Raw genomic sequence first — 22,622 nt, 5'->3', positions numbered from 1 at the left:
TTTACCGTAATCGGCTGTTGTCAGGCTCGGGGATTGGGCTAGAACTTGACCGACAGTTAACGCCTGTGTTCTGCGTCGTTGCCTAGCGTAATCGCGTTTCCGATCGAACCTCGTGCCGCCCGGCCGCCTGCAGGCGACGAAGTGGTGCGCATGCTTCGCATCAGGTCCGATCGCTACTGTGAATGACGGCAAGGTTTGTCATGCTGGCGTCACAGTTTCGGCAGCGACCGCAGCAGCAGGCTTGAATTGGCGGGAACGCCACTCCACTTGTTGGAGCAGCAAGAAATATGCCTGATGCCTCATGGGTCGGCATGAAGTCCCGTTTTTCCGGGACGTTGGAAAGGAAGTGAAATGACGAATACGTCATCAGCAAACGAGGTGAACACCTATCCGGTGCTTCCTCTGCGCGACATCGTTGTGTTCCCGCACATGATCGTTCCCTTGTTTGTCGGTCGTGAGAAATCCATTCGCGCTCTCGAAGAGGTGATGGGTTCCGACAAGCAGATCATGCTGGCAACGCAGATCAATGCGAGCGACGACGATCCGGCTCCGGACGCCATCTACGAAGTCGGCACCGTTGCCAATGTCCTCCAGCTCCTGAAGCTGCCCGATGGCACCGTCAAGGTGTTGATCGAAGGACGTGCGCGCGCCAAGGTCGAGAGCTACACGGCCCGTGAAGATTATTACGAGGCGACTGCCCGTATCCTCGCCGAACCGGAAGAAGATGCCGTCGAGATCGAGGCCCTGTCGCGTTCAGTCGTTTCCGAGTTCGAAAACTACGTCAAGCTGAACAAGAAGATCTCTCCCGAGGTCGTCGGCGCCGCAAGCCAGATCGAGGACTACTCGAAGCTCGCCGACACGGTCGCCTCGCATCTCTCCATCAAGATCACCGAAAAGCAGGAAATGCTGGAAACGGTGAGCGTGAAGACGCGCCTTGAAAAGGCGCTCGGCTTCATGGAAGGCGAGATCTCTGTGCTCCAGGTCGAGAAGCGCATCCGCTCGCGCGTCAAGCGCCAGATGGAGAAGACCCAGCGCGAGTATTACCTCAACGAACAGATGAAGGCGATCCAGAAGGAACTCGGCGACGGCGAAGACGGCCGTGACGAGATGGCCGAACTGGAAGAGCGCATTGCCAAGACCAAGCTTTCCAAGGAAGCCAAGGAAAAGGCCGATGCCGAGCTGAAGAAGCTGCGCCACATGAGCCCGATGTCGGCGGAAGCCACCGTCGTGCGCAATTATCTCGACTGGCTGCTGGGCCTTCCCTGGGGCAAAAAGTCCAAGGTCAAGATCGACCTGAACGCCGCTGAAAAGACCCTCGACGAGGACCATTTCGGCCTCGACAAGGTCAAGGAACGCATCGTCGAATATCTCGCCGTTCAAGCGCGTGCGACGAAGCTGAAGGGCCCGATCCTTTGCCTCGTCGGCCCTCCGGGCGTCGGCAAGACCTCGCTCGCCAAGTCGATCGCCAAGGCGACCGGTCGCGAATACGTGCGCATGGCCCTCGGTGGCGTCCGTGACGAAGCCGAGATCCGCGGTCACCGCCGGACCTATATCGGCTCCATGCCCGGCAAGATCGTGCAGTCGATGAAGAAGGCCAAGAAGTCCAACCCGCTCTTCCTGCTCGACGAGATCGACAAGATGGGCATGGACTTCCGTGGCGATCCGTCTTCGGCCCTTCTGGAAGTGCTGGATCCGGAACAGAACTCGACCTTCATGGACCACTATCTCGAAGTGGAATATGACCTGTCGAATGTCATGTTCGTGACGACCGCCAACACGCTGAACATCCCGGGTCCGCTGATGGACCGTATGGAGATCATCCGTATTGCCGGTTACACCGAGGATGAGAAGCTCGAGATCGCCAAGCGGCACCTGCTGCCCAAGGCGATCAAGGAACACGCCCTTCGTCCGGAGGAATTCTCCGTGGCTGACTCGGCGATCCTGGCGATCATCCAGCAGTACACCCGCGAAGCCGGCGTGCGTTCCTTCGAGCGTGAGCTGATGAAGCTCGCCCGTAAGGCCGTGACCGAAATCATCAAGGGCAAGGTAACCTCGGTTGCCGTGACCGGTGAGAACATCAACGAATATCTGGGCGTACCGCGCTTCCGCCACGGCGAGGCCGAGGGCGAAGACCAGGTGGGCGTTGTCACGGGTCTGGCCTGGACGGAAGTGGGCGGCGAACTGCTGACCATTGAAGGCGTCATGATGCCGGGCAAGGGCCGCATGACGGTCACGGGCAACCTGAAGGAAGTGATGAAGGAATCGATTTCCGCTGCGGCATCCTATGTCCGTGCGCGCGCCGTCGATTTCGGCATCGAGCCTCCGCGCTTCGACAAGTCGGACATTCACGTCCACGTGCCGGAAGGTGCAACCCCGAAGGATGGTCCGTCGGCCGGTATTGCCATGGCAACCGCCATCGTCTCCATCATGACCGGCATTCCGGTCTCCAAGGATGTCGCAATGACGGGCGAAGTGACCCTGCGTGGTCGCGTCCTGCCGATCGGTGGCCTCAAGGAAAAGCTGCTTGCAGCACTTCGTGGTGGCATCAAGAAGGTTCTGATCCCGGAAGAGAACGCAAAGGATCTGGCTGACATCCCGGACAACGTGAAGAACAACATGGAGATCATCCCCGTGTCCCGTATGGGCGAGGTGATCCGTCATGCTCTGGTTCGCGTGCCTGAACCGATTGAATGGGACGGAACCGTCGAAACACCGGCAATCGGCGTGGTCGATGGAACCGACGAAACCGGTGCAACAGTCGCTCACTGAGGCAATTCTGCCATAAGTGAGCCACAAAGCTCCAAAACCGACAAAAAGGCTGGCATTTTTGCCAGCCTTTTTTGTGAAAAGCCGCTTAAAAGGCTTGTTTTCCGGGGCTTTCGGGTGCTTTTGAGTTGCGAAGGGCAGAAGCTTTCGTATTCTCCGCCCGACTTAATCATTTGAGTCGTTTCATACCAATCAGAAAGGGTGGAAACATGAACAAGAACGAACTCGTATCCGCGGTCGCCGAGAAGGCTGGCCTCACCAAGGCTGACGCAGCCTCTGCCGTTGATGCCGTTTTTGAAACGGTCCAGGCTGAACTGAAGAACGGCGGCGACATTCGTCTCGCTGGCTTCGGCGCCTTCACCGTCGCCCGTCGCGAAGCCTCCAAGGGCCGCAACCCGTCCACCGGCGCTGAAGTCGATATCCCGGCTCGTAACGTTCCGAAGTTCACGGCCGGCAAGGGCCTGAAGGACGCTGTCAACAGCTGATCCGTCGTGACCGTCGCCACCCTTCTGTGCCGATGGTCAGCTGACATCTCTGGTGAGCCCGGCCCCGTGCCGGGCTTTCTTTTTGCCGGTCTTGCGCTGCAGCATGACCTGTCATATTTCTGTTGCGCCGGATTGTCCGGCATTCGTTCTCAGGGCGGGGTGAAACTCCCCACCGGCGGTAAAGGGGAAACCTTGAAGCCCGCGAGCGCCTGTTGTTCCTCAAGGGGGAGGGCAGGGTCAGCAGATCCGGTGTAACTCCGGAGCCGACGGTTAAAGTCCGGATGAAAGAGAATGAGGTCAGGCTGTGCTCTGCATCCGCGTCACGCGGATCTGTTGGGCGTTGCTGCGCAGTGCCGTGCCCGTCCGGGTGCGGTTTTCGTCGTCCTCATCTGTCCTGATTTGTGTTGGTCCTTTGGAAAAGGAAACATGACATGAATCAGAGCTCCGTTTCGCTCTTGCGCTCCCGGGCCGTTCTAGGCGCCGGTTTCATGGTTCTGGCAGGCATCGCCTTTGCCTTGCTCAATGTCGTCACCCAGTGGCTCTCGATGACGCTCGGCTTTCCGCCGGCCTCGACCGCCTTCTGGCAATATGGCTTCGCGCTTGTCCTCTCGCTTCCGCTGCTGTTCCGCCTCGGTTTGAAGGCCATGAAGACAGCCTATCCCGTCCGCCACATCCTGAGGGTGTTGCTCGCGGCCTTCGGTGTGCAGGCCTGGGTGACGGGCCTCGCCACCGTGCCGATCTGGCAGGCCATCGCGCTTGTTATGACGTCGCCCTTCTTCATCATCATCGGCGCACGTCTGTTTCTCGGCGAGACCGTTGGTCGTGACCGCTGGCTGGCGACGCTGACGGGCTTCATTGGCGCGATGATCATCCTGCAGCCGTGGGCCGACAGCTTCACACTCGCAGCCCTGCTGCCAGTGCTCTCCGCTCTGCTCTGGGGCGGCTCGTCGCTGATCATGAAGAACCTCACCCACTACGAGGCGCCGGAAACGGTGACCGTCTGGCTTCTCGTGCTGCTGACGCCGATCAACGCGGGGCTCGCCGTGGCGGGTGGCTTCGTCGTGCCGGAGGGGCTGGCGCTCTGGCTGCTTCTGGGCGCGGGTCTCCTGACAGCCCTTGGCCAATATCTGCTGACGCTCGCCTACAACACCGCCGATGCAGCCTATGTGCAGCCCTTTGACGATCTCAAGTTGCCGCTGAACGTCTTCGCCGGCTGGCTGGTCTTCGGTTATGCGCCGAGCGGCTATCTCTGGCTGGGTGCGCTTCTGATCCTCGGTGCTTCGCTCTTCCTGATGCTGCGTGAAGCGGGCAAGGAAGCTTCGCCGGCTTCCTGATCGGATGATTCGTCGGATCGACATCCAACTGTCATCCGACTGTCACCGGACTGCCCCAAAAACCTCCTGTTCCATTTCTGGATACTGGAGGTTTCCCGATGACCCATGGTCTCTCCCGCGTCGCCCTGACGGCGGCGCTTTTTGCATCAGTGGCCCTGCCGGCCGCTGCCGAACAGGTCTTCAACCGTATCGCCACCTTCCCCGTCGCCGCCAACCTGCCGGCCGATAAGGAAAAGCTCTCGACCACCTCGGCCGAAATCATCACTGCCTCGAAAGACGGCAACACGCTGATCTATTCCGACAGCCCGCTGGGCGGCATCGGCTTTATCGACATCACTGACGCCAAGGCCCCGAAGGCCGCCGGCGCCCTGATGATGGACGGCGAGCCGACATCCGTTTCCGTTGCCGGAGCTAAGGTCCTCGTCGGCGTGAACACGTCCGAGAGCTTCACCAGCCCTTCGGGCAAGCTCGCTGTCGTTGACATCGCCTCCAAGGCAATCGACATGACCTGCGATATCGGTGGCCAGCCCGATTCCGTCGCTGTCGCCAAGGACGGCTCTTTCGTCGCGATCGCGATTGAGAACGAGCGTGACGAGGAGGTCAACGACGGCGCCCTGCCGCAGATGCCGGCCGGCGACCTCGTCATCATCTCGCTGAAGGACGGCGTTGCCGATTGCGGCACGATGAAGCGCGTCGCACTGACCGGTCTCGCCGAAGTCGCCCCTGATGATCCGGAGCCTGAATTCGTCGCGATCAACAGCCTCGGCGAAATTGCCGTCACGCTGCAGGAGAACAACCACATCGCCATCGTCGACGGCAAGATGGGTGAGGTGAAGGCCCATTTCTCCGCCGGTACGGTCGATCTGGCCGGAATCGATACCAAGTCGGATGGCGCGCTGAAGTTCACCGGCACCAAGGAAGGCGTTCCGCGCGAGCCTGACGCTGTGAAGTGGCTCGACGACGATCGTCTTGTTATCGCCAATGAAGGCGACTGGAACGGCGGTTCACGCGGCTTCACCATTTTCGACAAGACCGGCAAGGTTACTTACGAAGCCGGCGCTTCGCTCGAAATGGCGATCGCCCAGATCGGCCACTTCCCCGACAAGCGCGCCCGCTCCAAGGGCGTCGAGCCGGAAGGCCTGGAAGCCGCAACCTTTGGCGATCAGAATTATTTCTTCGTTCTCGCCGAGCGCTCCTCGGTCGCCGCGGTCTACAAGGATACGGGCGCCGAGCCAGAACTCACCCAGCTTCTGCCGTCGGGCGTCTCGCCGGAAGGCGCCGTCGCCATCCCTTCCCGCAACCTGCTTGTCACCGCCAACGAAGTTGACCTTGGCGAAGACGGCGGCCCGCGTTCGCATGTCATGCTCTACGAACTGGCTGAAGGTACGCCCGCCTATCCGATGATCCAGTCGGCCATGGTTGATGGCGCACCGATCGGTTGGGGCGCTCTGTCGGGTCTCGTCGGCGATGCCGAAAAGGCAGGCACGCTCTATGCCGTCAATGACAGCTTCTACGCTATGCAGCCGTCGATCTTCACGATCGACGCAACGCAGAAGCCTGCCGTTATCACCTCAGCTCTGCCGATCATCCGCGGTGGCGCTGCTGCCCAGAAGCTCGACATCGAGGGCATCACCCTCGACGGTAAGGGCGGCTTCTGGCTGGCATCGGAAGGCGATCCGGCCAAGCTCGTCGGCCACGGTCTCTACAACGTCGACGCCAAGGGTGAGATCAAGGCCGAGATCGGCTTCCCCGCTGAACTGCTCGCCGGCCAGACCCGCTTTGGCCTGGAAGGCATCACCGCCATCGGCTCGGGCGACGACATGACGCTCTGGATGGCCGTTCAGCGCGAATGGGGCGATGACGAGAAGGGCTCAGTCAAGCTGCTCTCCTACAACCCCAAGTCCAAGGAATGGGGCGCCGTACGCTACCCGCTTGAGAAGGCCGGTGAAGGCTGGGTCGGCCTGTCGGAAATCACCGCCCATGGTGACCACGTCTACATCGTCGAGCGCGACAATCAGGTGGGTGACAATGCCAAGCTCAAGAAGCTCTTCCGCGTCGCCATCGCCGACCTGAAGCCCGCCAAGATCGGTGAACCGCTCCCGACGGTTGCCAAGGAAGAAGTCCACGACTTCATTCCGGACCTGAAGGCTGCCACCAACGGCTACGTCGTCGACAAGCTCGAAGGCTTCGCCTTCGACGCCTCGGGCAAGGCTTTCGCCGTCACCGATAACGACGGTGTGGACGATAGTTCTGGCGAGACCCTGTTCTGGGAAGTGAACCTGCAGGGCACCAACTGATCGAAAGATCAGGCCACCTGAAACAGAAGAGGCCGGGTGAGCGATCACCCGGCCTTTTTCGTTCGGTCAGCTTGGCCGCCAAGGGTCATCCAGAGCGATAGGTCTGGCCGCCGCCGCCATTCTCAGGTCGCCTTACATTCACACGTTAAATAATTGGCATTCATCAAAGAAATTTCCTGAACAGTTCCACCACAGATATGTGTCTTGCACCGGATGCCGCCCAAAGGGCGCAGTGCGACGATGGAGGAACCGTCGATGAATCTATCCGGACCAAGTGCTATCCAATGGCCGGACAGGCTTTGAGCCCCTTTGTCACCACCGCTGCGATGGAAGGGGCACTGGCTCGATGCGAAGGGGTTGGGGAGCAATACATCCATTCAAGGGAGGAGACCTGAGATGAGAACGATACTAACTGCCTTTGCCCTGTCGGCCTTCATCGCTGCGCCGGCCTGGGCCGATACCAGCTTCACCATTTTAGGCAGCAATGGAGGGCCGATTGCGCGTATGGATCGATCGCAACCGGCAAATCTGCTGGCGGTCAATGGTCGTCTGACGCTGGTCGATGTTGGTGATGGCGTGGCGGGTCGTCTTGCCGGCAAGCGTTTGCGCCTGAACCAGGTCGATGACGTCCTGATCAGTCACCTGCACTTTGATCATGTCGGCGGGCTTCTGGCGGTGCTGGGGCTGCGGTTTCAGACCGACGCCTCAAAGCCCTTGAACATCTATGGTCCGCCCGGCACCCGAGTGTTGGTTGATGGCCTGCTCGCCGGCATGGCCCCTTCGATGGAAGCTGGATACGGTCTGGAAGATGCCCCGGTCGTCAAGCCGGAAACTCTGGTTCAGGTCACCGAAGTCGATGGTGGCGATAGCTTCAAGATCGGCGATACCACGGTCAGCACCGTGACCAATACGCATTATGGCCATATGGCGGGCAGCGAAGAACCCAAGCACGGGTCCTTGTCGTTCCGCTTCGATACGCCGGACCGCTCCATCGTCTACACGGGCGACACCGGCTGGTCCGATGATGTGGTGACGTTGTCGAAAGGCGCCGATCTTCTTGTCGCCGAGTTGATCGACATGCCCTCGATGGAGGTGCAGATGGCGCGGATCGTTGCTCCGGAAGTGCTGCCAGGCGTCCTGAAGCATCTATCCGAGCACCACATCACGCCCGCCCAGGTCGGTGAGATGGCCTCGGCTGCCGGTGTCAAGAAGGTTGTGGCAACCCATCTCGTTGCTGGAGGACCGATTACACCTGCTGAAACCGAAGCCTGGACAGCACAGATTGCTGGCAGTTTCAAAGGTGAAATATTGATCAGTCAGGATCTTGGTGATTACTGAGATCAGGGCCGCGCCCAGGCCGTGCGCTGATCCTGTATCGGCTCTGTGATGCCAGACGGGAGAGGCCGGGTGATTGCGCACCCGGCCTCTCCCGTTTTCCTTGGCACCGCCTCTTACCAGCGGTGATGCACATGCGGTGCGATCAGCCGCTCATAGACCTCGCGCGAGGCCGCCATGACATCGGCAGACAGGGCCGCGAGATCGGAAGCCGCAGCATTTGCCTTGGCCTGCTCGCCATTGCGCGCGCCGGGGATGACGACGGTGACGGCCTCGTGCATCAGGATCCAGCGGAGTGCGAACTGCGCCATGGAGGCCCCTTCCGGCACAAGCTTGCGCACTTCCTCGACTGCCGCGAGCCCCGTCTCGAAGGGCACGCCGGCAAAGGTTTCGCCGACATCGAAGGCTTCGCCATTGCGGTTGAAGTTGCGATGGTCTTCGGCGGCAAACTGCGTGGCTGCGGTGATCTTGCCCGAAAGCAGGCCGCTCGCCAGCGGCACACGCGCGATGACCGCGACGTTGCGGCGCTTGGCTTCCTGGAAGAAGAGGGCAGCCGGGCGCTGGCGGAACAGGTTGAAGATGATCTGCACCGAGACGACGCCCGGATATTCGATCGCCTTCAGCGCTTCCTCAACCTTTTCGACCGACACGCCGTAATGCTTGATCTTGCCAGCCTTGCGGATTTCTTCCAGCCCCTCGAACATCTCCTGGCGGTAGTAGACCTCGGTCGGCGGGCAGTGCAGCTGCACGAGATCGAGGCTGTCGATTTCGAGGTTCTTCAGTGAGCGGTCGATGAAAGCCTCGATATTCGCCTTGGTGTAACCATCCGCCACATGCGGGTTGAGCCTCCGACCGGCCTTGGACGCCACCATCGGTCGCTTGCCGCCGCGCGCCTTCAGCACCTCGGCGATGATCTTTTCCGACCGACCGTCGCCATAGACGTCAGCGGTATCGATGAAGGTCATGCCGGCATCGAGGGCCGCGTTGAGCGCTGCCCGGCCGTCTGCCTCGGAGACTTCGCCCCAGGATCCGCCGATCTGCCAGGCGCCGAAGCCGATATCGCTGACGGTGAATTCCGTCCGGCCGAAGGAATGTTCTCGCATCGTGATGTCTCTCCCGTGATTGCAGTTTCGAGCTAGCAAGTGGGGCAGGGGGTGGCAAGCTTCAACCGCTCTGATCGCTTCAAGTGATCCACTGTCCCGATCGCTGCGAAATGGGAGGTGACATCAGCCGAGAACCTCGCATGCCCAAGATGATCCGCAAGGGCGATCTGCCCCAGAAGACCTGTCCTGTCTGCCGCAAGCCCTTCACCTGGCGCAAGAAATGGGAGCGGGACTGGGAGAACGTCGTCTACTGTTCCGAACGATGCCGCCGGACTGGCAAAACCGGAAGCGCCGACAAGCCGTAGACCACTCCAGACACACCAGTGATCGGACACCCATGACAGACCAAGCCCCGGCCTCCGCGCGCCTCGCATTTTACGCGCTTCCGGCGATCCCCATGGCTGCGATCGCGCTTCCCTTCTACATCGTGCTGCCGACCTTTTATGCGGACCATTTCGCCATGTCGCTGGCGACTATCGGGGCCGTGCTGCTCGGTATCCGCCTGATCGATGCGGTTACCGATCCCCTGTTCGGCTGGCTTTCCGATCGGGTGCGCTCGCGCTTCGGTCGTCGCCGCTTCTTCTTTCTCATCTCGACGCCGCTGACGGCGCTCGCGGCCTTCATGCTGTTCTGGCCGCCTCAGGATGCCGGTGTCGGTTATCTCGCCTTCTGGGGCGTGGCGCTTTCCATCGGCGCCACCTGGTCCCTGCTGCCCTACACGGCCTGGGGGGCGGAACTTGCGACCGGCTATCAGGCCCGCGTCAAGCTCTCCGCCTGGCGGGAAGGTGCGACTCTGGTCGGCTCGCTGATCGCCATCACGCTGCCCTTCGTCGGCGGGCTGGACACGGCTGCCGGTTTCCATGGCCTTGCCTGGATCGCCGTCTTCATTGCCGTCGCCCTTCCTCTTGCCGGTGTGCTTGCCGTGGCGAATGTGCCCGAGCCGGTGGATTTCTCCCGGCGCAAGCTCTCCCTGCGGGAAGGCTTCCGCCATCTGCGCGCCAACGGCCCCTTCCTGCGGCTCGCATCCGCCTTCCTGCTGAACAGTTTCGCAAATGCGATCCCCGCATCGCTTTTCATCTATTTCGTCGGGCAGCGCCTCGGTGCTCCCGCCATGCAGGGCCCGCTGCTCTTCACCTATTTCCTCTGCGCGATCGCAGGCGTCCCCCTGGCTGTCGCCACTGCCAAACGCCTGGGCAAGCACCGCGCCTGGTGCTTCGCTATGATCCTTGCCTGCGCCGTCTTCTCGGTCGCGGGTTTCCTCGGGGAGGGCGATGTTCTCGCCTTCACCGTCGTTTGCGTCGTCACCGGTCTGCTGCTCGGCTTCGACCTGACGTTGCCCCCGGCGATCCAGGCCGATGTCATCGACAATGATACGGTCTCGTCAGGCGAACAGCGCTCCGGCCTCTATTTCGCTGCCTGGAGTTTCATCACCAAGCTTGCGGTCGCCCTTTCCGCAGGTATCGTCTTCCCGCTCCTCGATCTCGCCGGCTTCATTGGCGACCAGACCGCGACCCAGACGCCGGAGGCACTGACCACGCTGACCGCGCTCTATGCCTTCCTGCCCATTCTCCCGAAACTCGCAGCCATTGCCCTGATGTGGAATTTTTCCCTCGATGAGGCGGCCCATCAAAGGCTGCGGTCAAGCGTTGAAGGCAAGACCTGAGCGCTCCAGCGTCTTTGACAGATCTGTAGCTGGCCGGTAGATCGGCACCTTAAGCTATCGGCGCGCGGCAAACTGACTACTTTGTTCAGTTTCATCGCAGAACGCTGTTGGCGTTCACGGTTTGTCATCTCTGTGTCGTGTTTTATGCTCCACAACCGGCAAAGCCGTGGGCTCGGGTGCAATATTTGGTCGATATAGGTGTTGAATGCGCATTGTGATGATCGGTTCGGGTTATGTCGGCCTGGTGTCGGGAGCCTGTCTGGCGGATTTCGGTCACGAGGTGATCTGTGTCGACAAGTCGACCGAGAAGGTCGAGGCGCTGGAGCGCGGCGAAGTGCCGATCTTCGAACCGGGCCTTGAAGCCATTATCGCGCATAATCGCGCCTCCGGACGCCTGAGTTTTTCGCTCGATCTCGCAGGCCCGGTCGCCAATGCCGACGTCGTCTTCATCGCGGTGGGCACGCCCTCGCGTCGTGGTGACGGCCATGCCGACCTCACTTACGTCTACGCCGCCGCCCGCGAGATCGCTGCTGCCGTGACCGGCTTCACGGTGGTCGTCACCAAGTCCACCGTACCGGTCGGCACCGGTGACGAGATCGAGCGCATCTTCCGTGAGGAATTCCCAGAGAAGGACATCGCCGTCGTCTCGAACCCCGAATTCCTGCGCGAAGGCGCTGCCATCTCCGACTTCAAGCGTCCCGACCGCATCGTCATCGGCACGGGCGACGAACGCGCCACCGAACTCATGCGCGAAGTCTACCGTCCGCTCTATCTCAACGAAGCGCCGCTCTACTTCTGCGAACGCCGGACGTCCGAATTGATCAAATATGCCGCTAACGCCTTCCTCGCGATGAAGATCACCTTCATCAACGAGATTGCCGATCTCTGCGAACATATCGGTGCGGATGTGCAGAAGGTCGCCAAGGGCATCGGCATGGACAAGCGCATTGGTGACAAGTTCCTGCATGCCGGTCCCGGCTATGGCGGCTCCTGCTTCCCGAAAGACACGCTGGCGCTGGTCAAGACGGCGCAGGACTTCGGCAGCCCGATGCGGCTGATTGAGACGACGGTCGCGATCAATGACAACCGAAAACGCGCTATGGGCCGCAAGGTGATCGCTGCCTGTGACGGCAATGTCCGCGGCAAGAAGATCGCCGTGCTCGGCCTGACCTTCAAACCGAATACCGACGACATGCGCGATGCACCCGCCATCACCATCATCCAGGCGCTTCTCGATGGCGGCGCCGACGTCCATGTCTTCGACCCCGAGGGCATGGAGGCGGCCAAAGCCGTGCTCGGGCCTGTGACCTATGGCAAGAACCCTTATGAGATCGCGACCGGTGCCGAGGCAATCGTCGTCGTCACCGAATGGGACGAGTTCCGCGCACTCGACTTCCGCCGCCTGAAGCAGGAGATGAAGGCTCCCGTCATCGTCGACCTGCGCAACATCTACAAGCCGGAGGAGATGGAGAAATACGGCTTCGCCCATTTCCCGATCGGCAAGCGCAAGGCAAAGAATTGAGCATGCATTACTTCATCACCGGCACCGCCGGCTTCATCGGCTTCCACCTTGCTCGCCGCCTGCTTGCGGACGGCCATGAGGTCACCGGCTTCGACGGCATGACACCCTATTACAACGTCAAGCTCAAGCAGATGCGCCATGCAGCGCTCGCCCAGTATCCGGCCTTCCGGCCCATGATCGCCATGCTGGAGGATCGTGCGGCCGTTGAAGAGGCCATGGCCACGGCCAAGCCGGATGTGGTGATCCATCTCGCGGCCCAGGCGGGCGTGCGCTACAGCCTGGAAAACCCGCAATCCTACCTGACGTCCAACGTCACCGGCTCGTACAACATCATCGAGCTTGCCGAGCGCCACAAGGTCAAGCACCTGATGCTGGCCTCTACGTCGTCGATCTACGGCGCCAATCCGACGGTGCCCTTCCGCGAGACGGATCGGGCAGACGAGCCGCTGACCATCTATGCGGCCACAAAGAAGTCGATGGAGCTGATGGCGCATGCCCATGCCCATCTCTACAAGACGCCGACCACGGCCTTCCGCTTCTTCACCGTCTATGGCCCCTGGGGCCGGCCTGACATGGCGCTGTTCAAGTTCGTCGATCTGATGCTGAACGGTGAGCCGATCGAGATCTATGGCGAAGGCAATATGAGCCGCGACTTCACCTATATCGACGATCTCGTCGAGGCGATCGTGCGGATCTCGCATGTCATCCCGGACGAATCGAATCGCGTCGTCGATAATCGAATCGAAACTCTCTCCCACCAGGCGCCGTTCCGCCTGGTCAATATCGGCGGCGGCCAGCCGGAAAACCTCATGGACTTCGTCGCATTGGTGGAAAAGGCGCTCGGCCAGCCGGCGATCCGCCACATGCTGCCGATGCAGAAGGGCGACGTACCGCGCACTTATGCAGCACCGGATCTCCTGCAGGCGCTGACCGGCTACACGCCGACCACGAAGCTGGAAGACGGCGTGAAGGCCTTCGTCGAATGGTATCTCGAGGCCCGCCGCGAACTTCAGGCGTAAGGGCCTCACTCTGTCCCGTGAATGCCAGCCTTGACTTTCGTGACCGTTCGCCGCTGTTCTGGCGCCGAACGGCAGGCTGCGGCGGTTGCCGATAGAGCGGGACGACAGGCATGGACGAGGCAAGCAGCGCAGACACCGAGACCATGAAGGGCGAGGGGCCGCGCGCCCGCGGCTCTGGCACCGAATCGGTCTACAAGGCGCTGCGCCACGAAATCCTGACCATGGAGCGCCCACCGGGCAGCCCGCTCGACGAAACGCGCCTCTCCGAACATTTCGGCATGTCCCGCACACCGATTCGCGAAGCGCTGCTCCGGCTGACCTCCGAAGGCCTGGTCACCAGCCTGCCCAACCGCAACACGATCGTCGCCGTCATCGATTTTTCCAGCCTGCCGACATATTTCGAGGCGCTCTGCCTGATGTACCGCGTCACCACGCGCGGTGCTGCCCAGCGCTCCGGCGAGGCATGGATGGCAGAGATCGTTCGCCACCAGGACGCTTTTGCCCAGGCGGTCGAGGCGCAGGACGCCTTTGCCATGATCGAGGCGAACAGGGAATTCCATGTCGCCATCGCGGAACGCGCCGGCAATCCCTACTACACAACCTTCTTCGCCCGTCTGCTGGATGAGGGCCGCCGGATCCTGCGCCTCTACTACCAGACCTTCGATGACCGTCTGCCGCGCCGCTATGTCGAGGAGCATGAGAAGATCATCGAGGCGATCCGCTCCGGCGATGTGGAAGAGGCGGACAGGCTCTCGATCGCCCATGCCGACCAGATCGTCCGCCAGATCCAGGATTACGTGGCGCGCAACATTGCCGCCGCCAAACTCCCCAACCTCTGACCCGCAAATCACCCGTTTCAGCAGTCCCTGAAACACGCCCCTTGCTTTTGTCGACAAACTGTATACGGTGAATTCACCTCATCAACAGGAGCTTCCCATGACCACTGGCTGGCACGGCGTATTCCCCGCCGCAACGACTCAATTCCATGAAGATCTCTCGGTCGACATCGACGCCACGCAGCGTGTGCTCGACGCCCTCGTCAACGACGGCGTCAATGGCCTGATCGTCATGGGCACCTGCGGCGAGAACAACTCGCTCGATCCGGAGGAAAAGCGCACGATCCTGAAGGCTGCCGTCGAGGTGGTGAATGGCCGCGTGCCGATCGTGACGGGCGTGTCGGAATTCGACACCCGCCGCGCATCCGCCTATGCTCGCGATGCGGAAAAGATCGGCGCCGACGGCCTGATGCTTCTGCCGGCCATGGTCTATGTGCCCAAGCCGCATGAACTGGTTGCCCATTTCAAGACGGTGGCCGACGCGACCGGCCTGCCGATCATGCTCTACAACAACCCGCCGGCCTACCGCGTCAACATCGGTGCCGAAGTGCTGGAAGCGCTCGATGGCGTAAAGAACATCAAGGCCGTCAAGGAAAGCGCGCCCGATCCACGCCGCTTCACCGACCTGATCAACGCCTTCGGTGATCGCTACGACATCTTCGCCGGCCTCGACGACGTGGCGCTTGAAGGCCTGATGCTCGGCGCCAAGGGCTGGGTCTCTGGTCTCACCAGCGCTTTCCCGGCCGAATCGGTGGCGCTCGTCGCCGCCGCCGACCGTGGCGACTGGATGGAAGCCCGCCGCATCTACCGCTGGTTCATGCCGCTTCTGCATCTCGATGCCGAACACGACCTCGTTCAGTCGATCAAGCTCGCCGAACAGATCATGGGCCGCGGCTCCGAGCGCGTCCGCATGCCGCGCATGCCGCTTCAGGGCGCCCGTCGTGCGGAAGTCACTGCGATGGTCGAAAAGGCCGCCGCGACCCGCCCGATCGGCGGCAAGTAAGACCTGACAGGCTGCGAAATCTGGGGACCCGCAGATATAAGTCTGCGGGTCTTTTGCATGGTGCCGCATCCGCCGACATCCTCTCGATCACCAGAAACTCACGCGCCTGTGACTTTTTCAGGGTCCATCGGCCACCCCGCTCGCTATTCTCACGGAATGTTAACGGCCCGCCTGCGATCCCGGCTTTCTACGTTCCATCAGGGGGTCGAGATATGACGAAGAAGACGAGTGCAGGTTGGCGCGCGCGGTTGCGCTATGAGTTCGACAAGAGCATGGCCGGTGGTGCGATCGCGCTGATTGGCTGGCTGGCGCTGATCTCGCTGGTGGTGATCAGCCTGGCTGGCGCCTTCCTCGCGCTCACCGGTATTGCGCCCGAAGGCGGCGAACCGGTGAGCTTTATCGAAGGCACCTGGGAATCGCTGATGCGAACCTTCGATGCAGGCACCATGGGCGGCGACCAGGGTTGGGGCTTCCGACTCGTCGCGCTTGTCGTGACGCTGGCCGGTATCTTCGTCTTCTCAGCCTTGATCGGTGTCATCAGCTCAGGCCTCGAAAACAAGCTCGACGAATTGCGCAAGGGCCGCTCGCGTGTTCTCGAAAGTGACCACACGATCATCCTCAATTGGTCGGCCTCGATTTTCGACGTCATTTCCGAGCTCGTCATCGCCAACCAGAGCCGCCACCGTCCGCGCATTGTCATCATGGCTAACAAGGACAAGGTGGAGATGGAGGAGGAGATCGCCGACAAGGTGGGCGATCTGAAGAACACCAAGATCATCTGCCGCAGCGGCGACCCGACCGATCTCTTCGATCTGTCGATCGTCAACCCGCACACCTCCCGCTCGATCATCGTCCTGTCGCCCGAGAGCGAGGATCCTGATTCCCAGGTCATCAAGTCGGTTCTCGCTCTGGTGAACGACCCCAACCGCCGCCCTGAGCCTTACATGATCGCGGGCGAGATCCGTGATGCGCAGAATACGGAGGTCGCGCGAATCGTTGGCGGCAACGAGTTGCAGCTGGTGCTGGCCGACGATCTCATTTCCCGGATCGTCGTGCATACCAGCCGCCAGTCGGGCCTGTCCGCAGTCTATACCGAACTGCTCGATTTCGACGGCTGCGAGATCTACACGCTTCCCCAGCCGGCACTGGAGGGCAAGCCATTCGGTGCGGCGGTCATGTCGTACGAGACCAGCACCCTGATCGGCATCTGCGATGCAGAGGGCAAGATCCATCTCAACCCGTCTCCGAATCGCACGATCGCTCCCGGTGAGCGGCTGGTGATCATTGCCGAGGACGACGCATCCATTCAGACTTGGAACGGTGCCCCGCAGATTGCCCAGGGCGCAATCCTCCAGTCGAATCCTCAGGCCCCCACCGCCGAACGCACGCTGGTCCTCGGCTGGAACCGCCGCGGTCCGATCATCGCGACCGAACTCGGCCGCTACGTGGCCCCGGGATCCGTGCTCACAGTGGCCGCCAGCACCCCGAAATTCGAGGCCGATATCGCCGCGCTGACCTTGCCGAACGACAATATGAGCGTCTCCCATGTGGTGATCGATACCAGCAGCCGGGCCGCCCTCGAGGCGCTCGACATCCCCTCCTACGACCATGTGCTGGTGCTGGGTTATAGCGATGACATGTCGATGCAATCGGCCGACACGCGCACGCTGATCACGCTGCTCCACCTGCGCAAGATTGCCGAGACCGCAGGCCTCCACATCAATGTGGTGAGCGAGATGACGGATGTCCGCAACCGCGAGCTTGCGGAAGTCACCCGCGCCGACGATTTCGTCGTGAGCAACAAGCTGGTCAGCTTGATGCTGGCCCAGGCCTCCGAGAACGAGTTCATGGCGGCGATCTTCGACGAGTTGCTGGATGTCGAAGGCTCTGAGATCTACATGCGCCCCATGAGCGACTATGTGGATATCTCGCAGCCTGTGAATTTCTTCACCGTCGCGCTCTCGGCCCTCCGTCGCGGCGAAATCGCCATCGGCCACCGCCGTCAGCGGGCAGGGGATGCCGACGAGCGCAATCTCGGCGGTGTCGTCGTGAACCCGAACCGTTCGGAACTGCTCGCTTATACCGAGAAAGACATGGTGATCGTCCTGGCGCAGGACTGAGGGCGAGAAAGGGGTCGACGAATCATTCGCCCCACATAGACCTTAGTGAACGGACGGGACCCAAGGGTGTCGTCCGTTTTGCGTTTTGGCGAGAAATACAGATTAGCAGGCGGCGTAAACCAATGCACACGCAATCTCACGCAGACAACAAGCAGGCAATCTGAAGGAAGAAAATGGTGGGCGATGAGAGACTCGAACTCCCGACATCCTCGGTGTAAACGAGGCGCTCTACCAACTGAGCTAATCGCCCCTACGCTTGCCGGATCATGTCCGCCGCGTCGGTGGCCGTGATCTATGCGGATCGCAGAAAATCTGCAAGAGCGTTTGTGCAGATTTTTTTGTTTTTTTGTCATCCGGCCATGAGCGTCATGTGGATAAGCCAAGAGAATCCCTGTTTTCCGCCTGCGGCGCGTTGTCGCGAACAACAGGCTCTCGGCAAGCCCGGGGGAGGGGGCTGGGCAAAAAATCGGGCGGTCACGGTTTTGTCTTGAAAGCTGCTTGACACCTCCAGATGAACCCCGTAGAGAGCCGCTCATCGAACGGCAAGCCGCTCGACGGGGATCGCCTTGAACCCCGATTTGGAAATGCGCGGGTGTAGCTCAGTTGGTTAGAGTGCCGGCCTGTCACGCCGGAGGTCGCGGGTTCGAGCCCCGTCACTCGCGCCATTCCAAAGCCTTCAGGGCATGCTGCTTAAGGCAGCGAAGACATGGGACCAACCCCATGAAATGCGCGGGTGTAGCTCAGTCGGTTAGAGTGCCGGCCTGTCACGCCGGAGGTCGCGGGTTCGAGCCCCGTCACTCGCGCCACTTCTTTTTCTCCGAAGTCAAATCCTCCATATTCGCGAACGATGATCGCACCATCATAGCTGTGTCTTTTTGCGCTGCACGCGCGATTGCGCGAGACAGGCATTTTACCCGCTGGTAAGGTGCTATCCGGTATCGGTGAAAAGGCTTTGGTTGGACTTGCGCTGGGTGGCTGCCTGCGCTAACCACGGCGCGTTGCAACTCTCTTTACGGCTTGTCGCCTCCGCCCTAAATGCCGTCAGGCATGCGAGACAAGCAGGGTGATATGATGACTGATCTGCTCAGTTCTTACCTTCCGATCGCCATCTTCATCGGCATATCCTTGATCATCGGTATTGCGCTCCTGGTGGCGCCCTTTGCCGTTGCCTACAAGGCGCCTGATTCGGAGAAGCTGTCGGCCTACGAGTGCGGCTTCAACGCGTTCGACGATGCGCGCATGAAGTTCGACATCCGATTCTACCTGGTGTCGATCCTCTTCATCATCTTCGATCTCGAAGTCGCCTTCCTGTTCCCCTGGGCAGTTTCCTTTGGTGAGATCGGCTGGTTTGGCTTCTGGTCGATGATGGTTTTCCTCGGTGTTCTCACCGTCGGCTTTATCTATGAATGGAAGAAGGGGGCGCTCGAATGGGAGTGATCCAGTCCGATACGACGATGATCGCGCCACAGGCGAAGGGCATCATCGACCCGAACACCGGCAAGCCTGTTGGCGCCGATGATCGTTTCTTTGGCGAGATCAACAACGAGTTGGCCGACAAGGGCTTCCTTGTGACCTCGACCGACGAGTTGATCAACTGGGCCCGCACGGGCTCGCTGATGTGGATGACCTTTGGTCTGGCCTGCTGCGCCGTCGAGATGATGCAGCTCTCCATGCCGCGCTACGACGTCGAGCGATTCGGCTTTGCGCCGCGCGCCAGCCCGCGCCAGTCCGACGTGATGATCGTCGCCGGCACGCTGACCAACAAGATGGCGCCCGCGCTCCGCAAGGTCTATGACCAGATGCCGGAGCCGCGTTACGTGATCTCGATGGGTTCCTGCGCCAATGGCGGCGGCTACTATCACTATTCCTATTCCGTCGTGCGCGGCTGCGACCGCGTCGTGCCGGTCGATATCTACGTGCCGGGCTGTCCCCCCACGGCAGAAGCACTGCTGTACGGCGTGCTGCTCCTGCAGAAGAAGATCCGGCGCACGGGCACGATCGAGCGGTAAGGCGAAGGGACTGAAAACATGAGTGAAGCCCTGAACGAGCTCGCTTCCTACCTCTCCGAGGTCCGTGGTGCGCTGATCGCGTCGAGCGAAATTCGCTTCGGCGAGCTGACGCTGACCGCCAAGTCGGAAAATCTGCTCCCGCTCCTGACCTTCCTGCGCGATGATGTCCAGTGCGGCTTCGTCAACCTGATCGACATCTGTGGTGTCGACTACCCGAAGCGCGAAGACCGCTTCGACGTGGTCTATCACCTCCTGTCGCCGCGCCAGAACCTGCGCATCCGCATCAAGGTCGCGACCGGCGAGTTCAAGCCCGTGCCGTCGGCCTGCCCGGTTTTCCCCGGCGCCGACTGGTTCGAGCGCGAAGCCTGGGACATGTACGGCATCCTGTTCACCGATCACCCGGATCTACGCCGGATCCTCACGGATTACGGCTTTGAAGGACATCCGCTGCGCAAGGACTTCCCGACGACCGGCTTCGTCGAGGTTCGCTACGACGACAACGCCAAGCGTGTCGTCTATGAACCGGTCGAACTGAAGCAGGAATTCCGCAATTTCGACTTCCTCTCGCCCTGGGAAGGCACTGATTACGTGCTGCCTGGCGATGAAAAAGCGGCCAAGTGAGCGGAAGGGCAGGGACCATGACCGAGCATAATGTTCGCAACTTCAACATCAACTTCGGCCCGCAGCATCCAGCAGCGCACGGCGTTCTTCGCCTGGTGCTCGAGCTTGACGGCGAAATCGTCGAGCGCGTCGATCCGCATATCGGCCTGCTGCATCGCGGCACCGAGAAGCTGATCGAGACCAAGACCTATCTGCAGGCGCTGCCCTATTTCGATCGTCTCGACTATGTCGCGCCGATGAACCAGGAGCATGCCTATTCCCTGGCCGTCGAGAAGCTCCTCGACATCCAGATCCCGATCCGTGGTCAGCTGATCCGCGTTCTCTACTCTGAAATTGGCCGTATCCTCTCGCATCTCCTCAACGTCACGACGCAGGCCATGGACGTCGGTGCGCTGACGCCGCCGCTCTGGGGTTTTGAAGAGCGCGAGAAGCTGATGGTGTTCTACGAGCGCGCCTGCGGTGCACGCATGCACGCCGCCTATATCCGTCCCGGTGGCATTCACCAGGATCTGCCGCATCAGCTGGTCGAGGACATCGGCAAGTGGTGCGACCAGTTCCCGGAAAAGCTCGACGATATCGACGATCTTCTGACCGGCAACCGCATCTTCAAGCAGCGTAACGTCGATATCGGCGTTGTCAGCCTTGAGGATTGCTGGGCTTGGGGCTTCTCGGGCGTCATGGTCCGCGGCTCAGGCGCGCCCTGGGATCTGCGCAAGTCGCAGCCCTATGAATGCTATGCCGATCTGGATTTCGACGTCATGGTCGGCAAGAACGGCGACTGCTATGACCGCTACCTGATCCGCATGTTCGAAATGCGCGAGTCGGTGAGGATCATGAAGCAGTGCGTCAACCGCCTGCTGGGCGACGCCAAGACCGGCCCGGTCTCGTCACTCGATGGCAAGGTCGTCCCGCCGAAGCGCGGTGAAATGAAGCGCTCGATGGAAGGGCTCATTCACCACTTCAAGCTCTACACCGAAGGCTATCACGTGCCGGCTGGCGAAGTGTATGCGGCGGTCGAGGCACCAAAGGGTGAATTCGGCGTCTACCTGGTCTCCGATGGAACGAACAAGCCCTATCGTTGCAAGATCCGCGCACCGGGTTATGCCCATCTTCAGGCCATGGATTATATTTGCCGGGGCCACCAGCTGGCCGATATCTCGGCGATCCTCGGCTCGCTCGACATCGTGTTCGGGGAAGTTGACCGCTGATGCTGAGAACCCTCGTCGCAACGCTGATCTGTCTCGGCGCCACCCAGGTGGTGGCCCAGGAGAACGGCGCCTTATCGTCGAGGGAATCAGTGTCGATGTCGAAGCTCATCCAGGATGGGTACGAGATCAAGAGCTCGAGCTGGACCGGTTCGAAGCTCTTCGTATTCCTTCAGAAAGACAATTCGGCCTATGCCTGCGAATTCGCCAATGTGACGAATACGCGGTGTGGTTCCATAAACTGAGACAAGGCGTGAGGAAGTATGTCCGTTCGTCGACTAGCCGAAGAGCAATTCCAGCCAGCAGGCTTTTCCTTCAATCCGGAAAATGCCACCTGGGCTGAGGCCACCATCCGCAAGTATCCGGCGGGCCGCCAGCAATCGGCTGTCATTCCGCTTTTGATGCGGGCGCAGGAACAGGAAGGCTGGGTCACCAAGGCTGCGATCGAGTATGTCGGCGAAATGCTCGACATGCCGTTCATCCGCGTCCTGGAAGTCGCGACCTTCTATACCCAGTTCCAGCTGAAGCCGATCGGTACGCGCGCCCATATTCAGGTCTGCGGCACCACGCCCTGCATGCTGCGCGGCGCAGAAGATCTGATCCATGTCTGCAAGTCGAAGATCCATCCGGAACCGCTGCATCAGAATGCCGACGGCACGCTGTCCTGGGAAGAGGTCGAGTGTCAGGGCGCCTGCGTCAACGCACCGATGGTGATGATCTTCAAGGATGCCTATGAAGATCTGACGCCGACCCAGCTCGAGCACATCATCGACCGTTTTGCCGCAGGCAAGGGCTCCGACATCAAGCCGGGTCCGCAGGTTGACCGCGTCTTCTCCGCCCCCGTTGGCGGTCCGGTCACGCTGACCGATGCCATCCAGCCTATCCGTTTCTCGGATACACCAGCACCGGCTCCGGCGCCTGAAGCGTCTGTCCCGCCGGCCAAAGCGGCGAAGCCCGTGACCGATACGCCGGAAACCGACAAGTCGGCGAAGACGCCGGCCACTGCACCGGCTGCTGCGCTTGATGAGAAGAACCGGCCCGCCGGTATCGAACGCCCGGCGACCCCTGACGATCTGAAGATGATTTCTGGCGTCGGCCCGAAGATCGAGGCGACATTGAACGGCCTCGGCATCTATACCTTCGATCAGATCGCCAAGTGGAAGAAGGCAGAGCGCGAGTGGGTCGACACCTATCTCAAGTTCTCCGGCCGCATCGAGCGGGACGACTGGGTCAAGCAGGCCAAGGCGCTCGCCAAGGGCGGCGAAGCGGAATACATCAAGGTCTTCGGCAAGAAGCCGCGTTAA

Annotated in this window: 19 protein-coding genes, 3 tRNA genes and 1 riboswitch; of the genes, 20 read left to right on the top strand and 2 right to left on the bottom strand. The window is 60.9% G+C overall.

Going from position 1 to position 22,622, the window contains the following annotated elements; all coding sequences use genetic code 11:
- Positions 1-351: 351 nt before the first annotated feature.
- The 5 genes from lon to J2045_RS13390 all read left to right on the top strand — a co-directional run bounded on the left by lon (position 352) and on the right by J2045_RS13390 (position 8,220).
- Positions 352-2,769: an endopeptidase La gene (gene lon, locus J2045_RS13410; protein WP_307373507.1), complete on the top strand. Its 2,418-nt coding sequence runs from the start codon at positions 352-354 to the stop codon at positions 2,767-2,769.
- Positions 2,770-2,957: 188 nt separating this feature from the next.
- A complete protein-coding gene (hupB, locus tag J2045_RS13405) occupies positions 2,958-3,251 on the top strand; it encodes a DNA-binding protein HupB (protein WP_503128839.1) in 294 nt (97 codons plus the stop codon).
- 141 nt (positions 3,252-3,392) lie between these two features.
- A riboswitch (FMN riboswitch) is annotated at positions 3,393-3,548 on the top strand.
- Positions 3,549-3,682: 134 nt separating this feature from the next.
- The gene (locus J2045_RS13400) at positions 3,683-4,585 is read left to right on the top strand and encodes a DMT family transporter (RefSeq protein ID WP_307373503.1); all 903 of its coding nucleotides are present in this window, start codon (positions 3,683-3,685) and stop codon (positions 4,583-4,585) included.
- A 98-nt stretch (positions 4,586-4,683) separates the two neighbouring features.
- Positions 4,684-6,882, top strand: a complete 2,199-nt coding sequence (locus tag J2045_RS13395; RefSeq protein WP_307373501.1) for an esterase-like activity of phytase family protein — start codon at positions 4,684-4,686, stop codon at positions 6,880-6,882.
- A gap of 396 nt (positions 6,883-7,278) precedes the next feature.
- On the top strand, positions 7,279-8,220 hold the full coding sequence (locus tag J2045_RS13390) for an MBL fold metallo-hydrolase (protein WP_307373498.1): 942 nt from the start codon (positions 7,279-7,281) through the stop codon (positions 8,218-8,220).
- A gap of 113 nt (positions 8,221-8,333) precedes the next feature.
- On the opposite strand, the gene J2045_RS13385 is transcribed toward J2045_RS13390, so the two are convergent.
- A complete protein-coding gene (locus J2045_RS13385) occupies positions 8,334-9,320 on the bottom strand; it encodes an aldo/keto reductase (RefSeq protein ID WP_307373496.1) in 987 nt (328 codons plus the stop codon).
- A 140-nt stretch (positions 9,321-9,460) separates the two neighbouring features.
- Between J2045_RS13385 and J2045_RS13380 the strand changes: the two genes are divergently transcribed.
- The 7 genes from J2045_RS13380 (at position 9,461) to J2045_RS13350 (ending at position 17,483) form a co-directional block, all read left to right on the top strand.
- Positions 9,461-9,625 carry a DUF2256 domain-containing protein gene (locus J2045_RS13380; RefSeq protein WP_307373494.1) on the top strand — a complete coding sequence of 55 codons (165 nt, stop codon included), beginning with the start codon at positions 9,461-9,463 and terminating at the stop codon, positions 9,623-9,625.
- A 32-nt stretch (positions 9,626-9,657) separates the two neighbouring features.
- Positions 9,658-10,983 (top strand): MFS transporter, encoded by a 1,326-nt coding sequence (locus J2045_RS13375; RefSeq protein ID WP_307373493.1) that lies wholly within the window; start codon positions 9,658-9,660, stop codon positions 10,981-10,983.
- Between the two features lie 205 nt (positions 10,984-11,188).
- On the top strand, positions 11,189-12,505 hold the full coding sequence (locus tag J2045_RS13370; protein WP_307373491.1) for a UDP-glucose dehydrogenase family protein: 1,317 nt from the start codon (positions 11,189-11,191) through the stop codon (positions 12,503-12,505).
- A gap of 2 nt (positions 12,506-12,507) precedes the next feature.
- Positions 12,508-13,524, top strand: coding sequence for an NAD-dependent epimerase/dehydratase family protein (locus J2045_RS13365; protein ID WP_307373488.1), 1,017 nt, complete (start codon positions 12,508-12,510; stop codon positions 13,522-13,524).
- 110 nt (positions 13,525-13,634) lie between these two features.
- A complete protein-coding gene (locus J2045_RS13360; RefSeq protein WP_370873115.1) occupies positions 13,635-14,363 on the top strand; it encodes a GntR family transcriptional regulator in 729 nt (242 codons plus the stop codon).
- A 97-nt stretch (positions 14,364-14,460) separates the two neighbouring features.
- On the top strand, positions 14,461-15,363 hold the full coding sequence (locus J2045_RS13355; protein WP_307373486.1) for a dihydrodipicolinate synthase family protein: 903 nt from the start codon (positions 14,461-14,463) through the stop codon (positions 15,361-15,363).
- Positions 15,364-15,575: 212 nt separating this feature from the next.
- The gene (locus J2045_RS13350) at positions 15,576-17,483 is read left to right on the top strand and encodes a CASTOR/POLLUX-related putative ion channel (protein WP_307373483.1); all 1,908 of its coding nucleotides are present in this window, start codon (positions 15,576-15,578) and stop codon (positions 17,481-17,483) included.
- A 174-nt stretch (positions 17,484-17,657) separates the two neighbouring features.
- Here the strand turns inward: J2045_RS13350 and J2045_RS13345 are convergent.
- Positions 17,658-17,733 (bottom strand) — tRNA-Val (locus J2045_RS13345).
- A 338-nt stretch (positions 17,734-18,071) separates the two neighbouring features.
- Here J2045_RS13345 and J2045_RS13340 point away from each other — a divergent pair.
- The 8 genes from J2045_RS13340 to nuoE all read left to right on the top strand — a co-directional run bounded on the left by J2045_RS13340 (position 18,072) and on the right by nuoE (position 22,622).
- A tRNA-Asp gene (locus tag J2045_RS13340) sits at positions 18,072-18,148 on the top strand.
- A 64-nt stretch (positions 18,149-18,212) separates the two neighbouring features.
- Positions 18,213-18,289: transfer RNA gene (locus J2045_RS13335), tRNA-Asp, on the top strand.
- A 265-nt stretch (positions 18,290-18,554) separates the two neighbouring features.
- Positions 18,555-18,920: an NADH-quinone oxidoreductase subunit A gene (locus J2045_RS13330; RefSeq protein WP_069043838.1), complete on the top strand. Its 366-nt coding sequence runs from the start codon at positions 18,555-18,557 to the stop codon at positions 18,918-18,920.
- Positions 18,911-19,492 (top strand): NuoB/complex I 20 kDa subunit family protein, encoded by a 582-nt coding sequence (locus tag J2045_RS13325; protein ID WP_166602116.1) that lies wholly within the window; start codon positions 18,911-18,913, stop codon positions 19,490-19,492. Before J2045_RS13330 ends, J2045_RS13325 begins: the two co-directional genes overlap by 10 nt.
- 18 nt (positions 19,493-19,510) lie before the next feature.
- A complete protein-coding gene (locus tag J2045_RS13320; RefSeq protein WP_166602117.1) occupies positions 19,511-20,113 on the top strand; it encodes an NADH-quinone oxidoreductase subunit C in 603 nt (200 codons plus the stop codon).
- A gap of 17 nt (positions 20,114-20,130) precedes the next feature.
- The gene (locus J2045_RS13315; protein ID WP_166602118.1) at positions 20,131-21,321 is read left to right on the top strand and encodes an NADH-quinone oxidoreductase subunit D; all 1,191 of its coding nucleotides are present in this window, start codon (positions 20,131-20,133) and stop codon (positions 21,319-21,321) included.
- Positions 21,321-21,563 carry a hypothetical protein gene (locus J2045_RS13310; protein WP_307373479.1) on the top strand — a complete coding sequence of 81 codons (243 nt, stop codon included), beginning with the start codon at positions 21,321-21,323 and terminating at the stop codon, positions 21,561-21,563. The genes J2045_RS13315 and J2045_RS13310 overlap by 1 nt, the downstream gene beginning before the upstream one ends.
- Before the next feature lie 18 nt (positions 21,564-21,581).
- Positions 21,582-22,622 carry an NADH-quinone oxidoreductase subunit NuoE gene (gene nuoE, locus J2045_RS13305; RefSeq protein ID WP_307373477.1) on the top strand — a complete coding sequence of 347 codons (1,041 nt, stop codon included), beginning with the start codon at positions 21,582-21,584 and terminating at the stop codon, positions 22,620-22,622.

Source organism: Peteryoungia aggregata LMG 23059 (assembly GCF_030814435.1).
GTDB lineage: Bacteria > Pseudomonadota > Alphaproteobacteria > Rhizobiales > Rhizobiaceae > Allorhizobium > Allorhizobium aggregatum.
The sequence above is the reverse complement of the archived record's forward strand: the minus strand, read 5'-3'. Positions and strand labels throughout refer to the sequence as shown.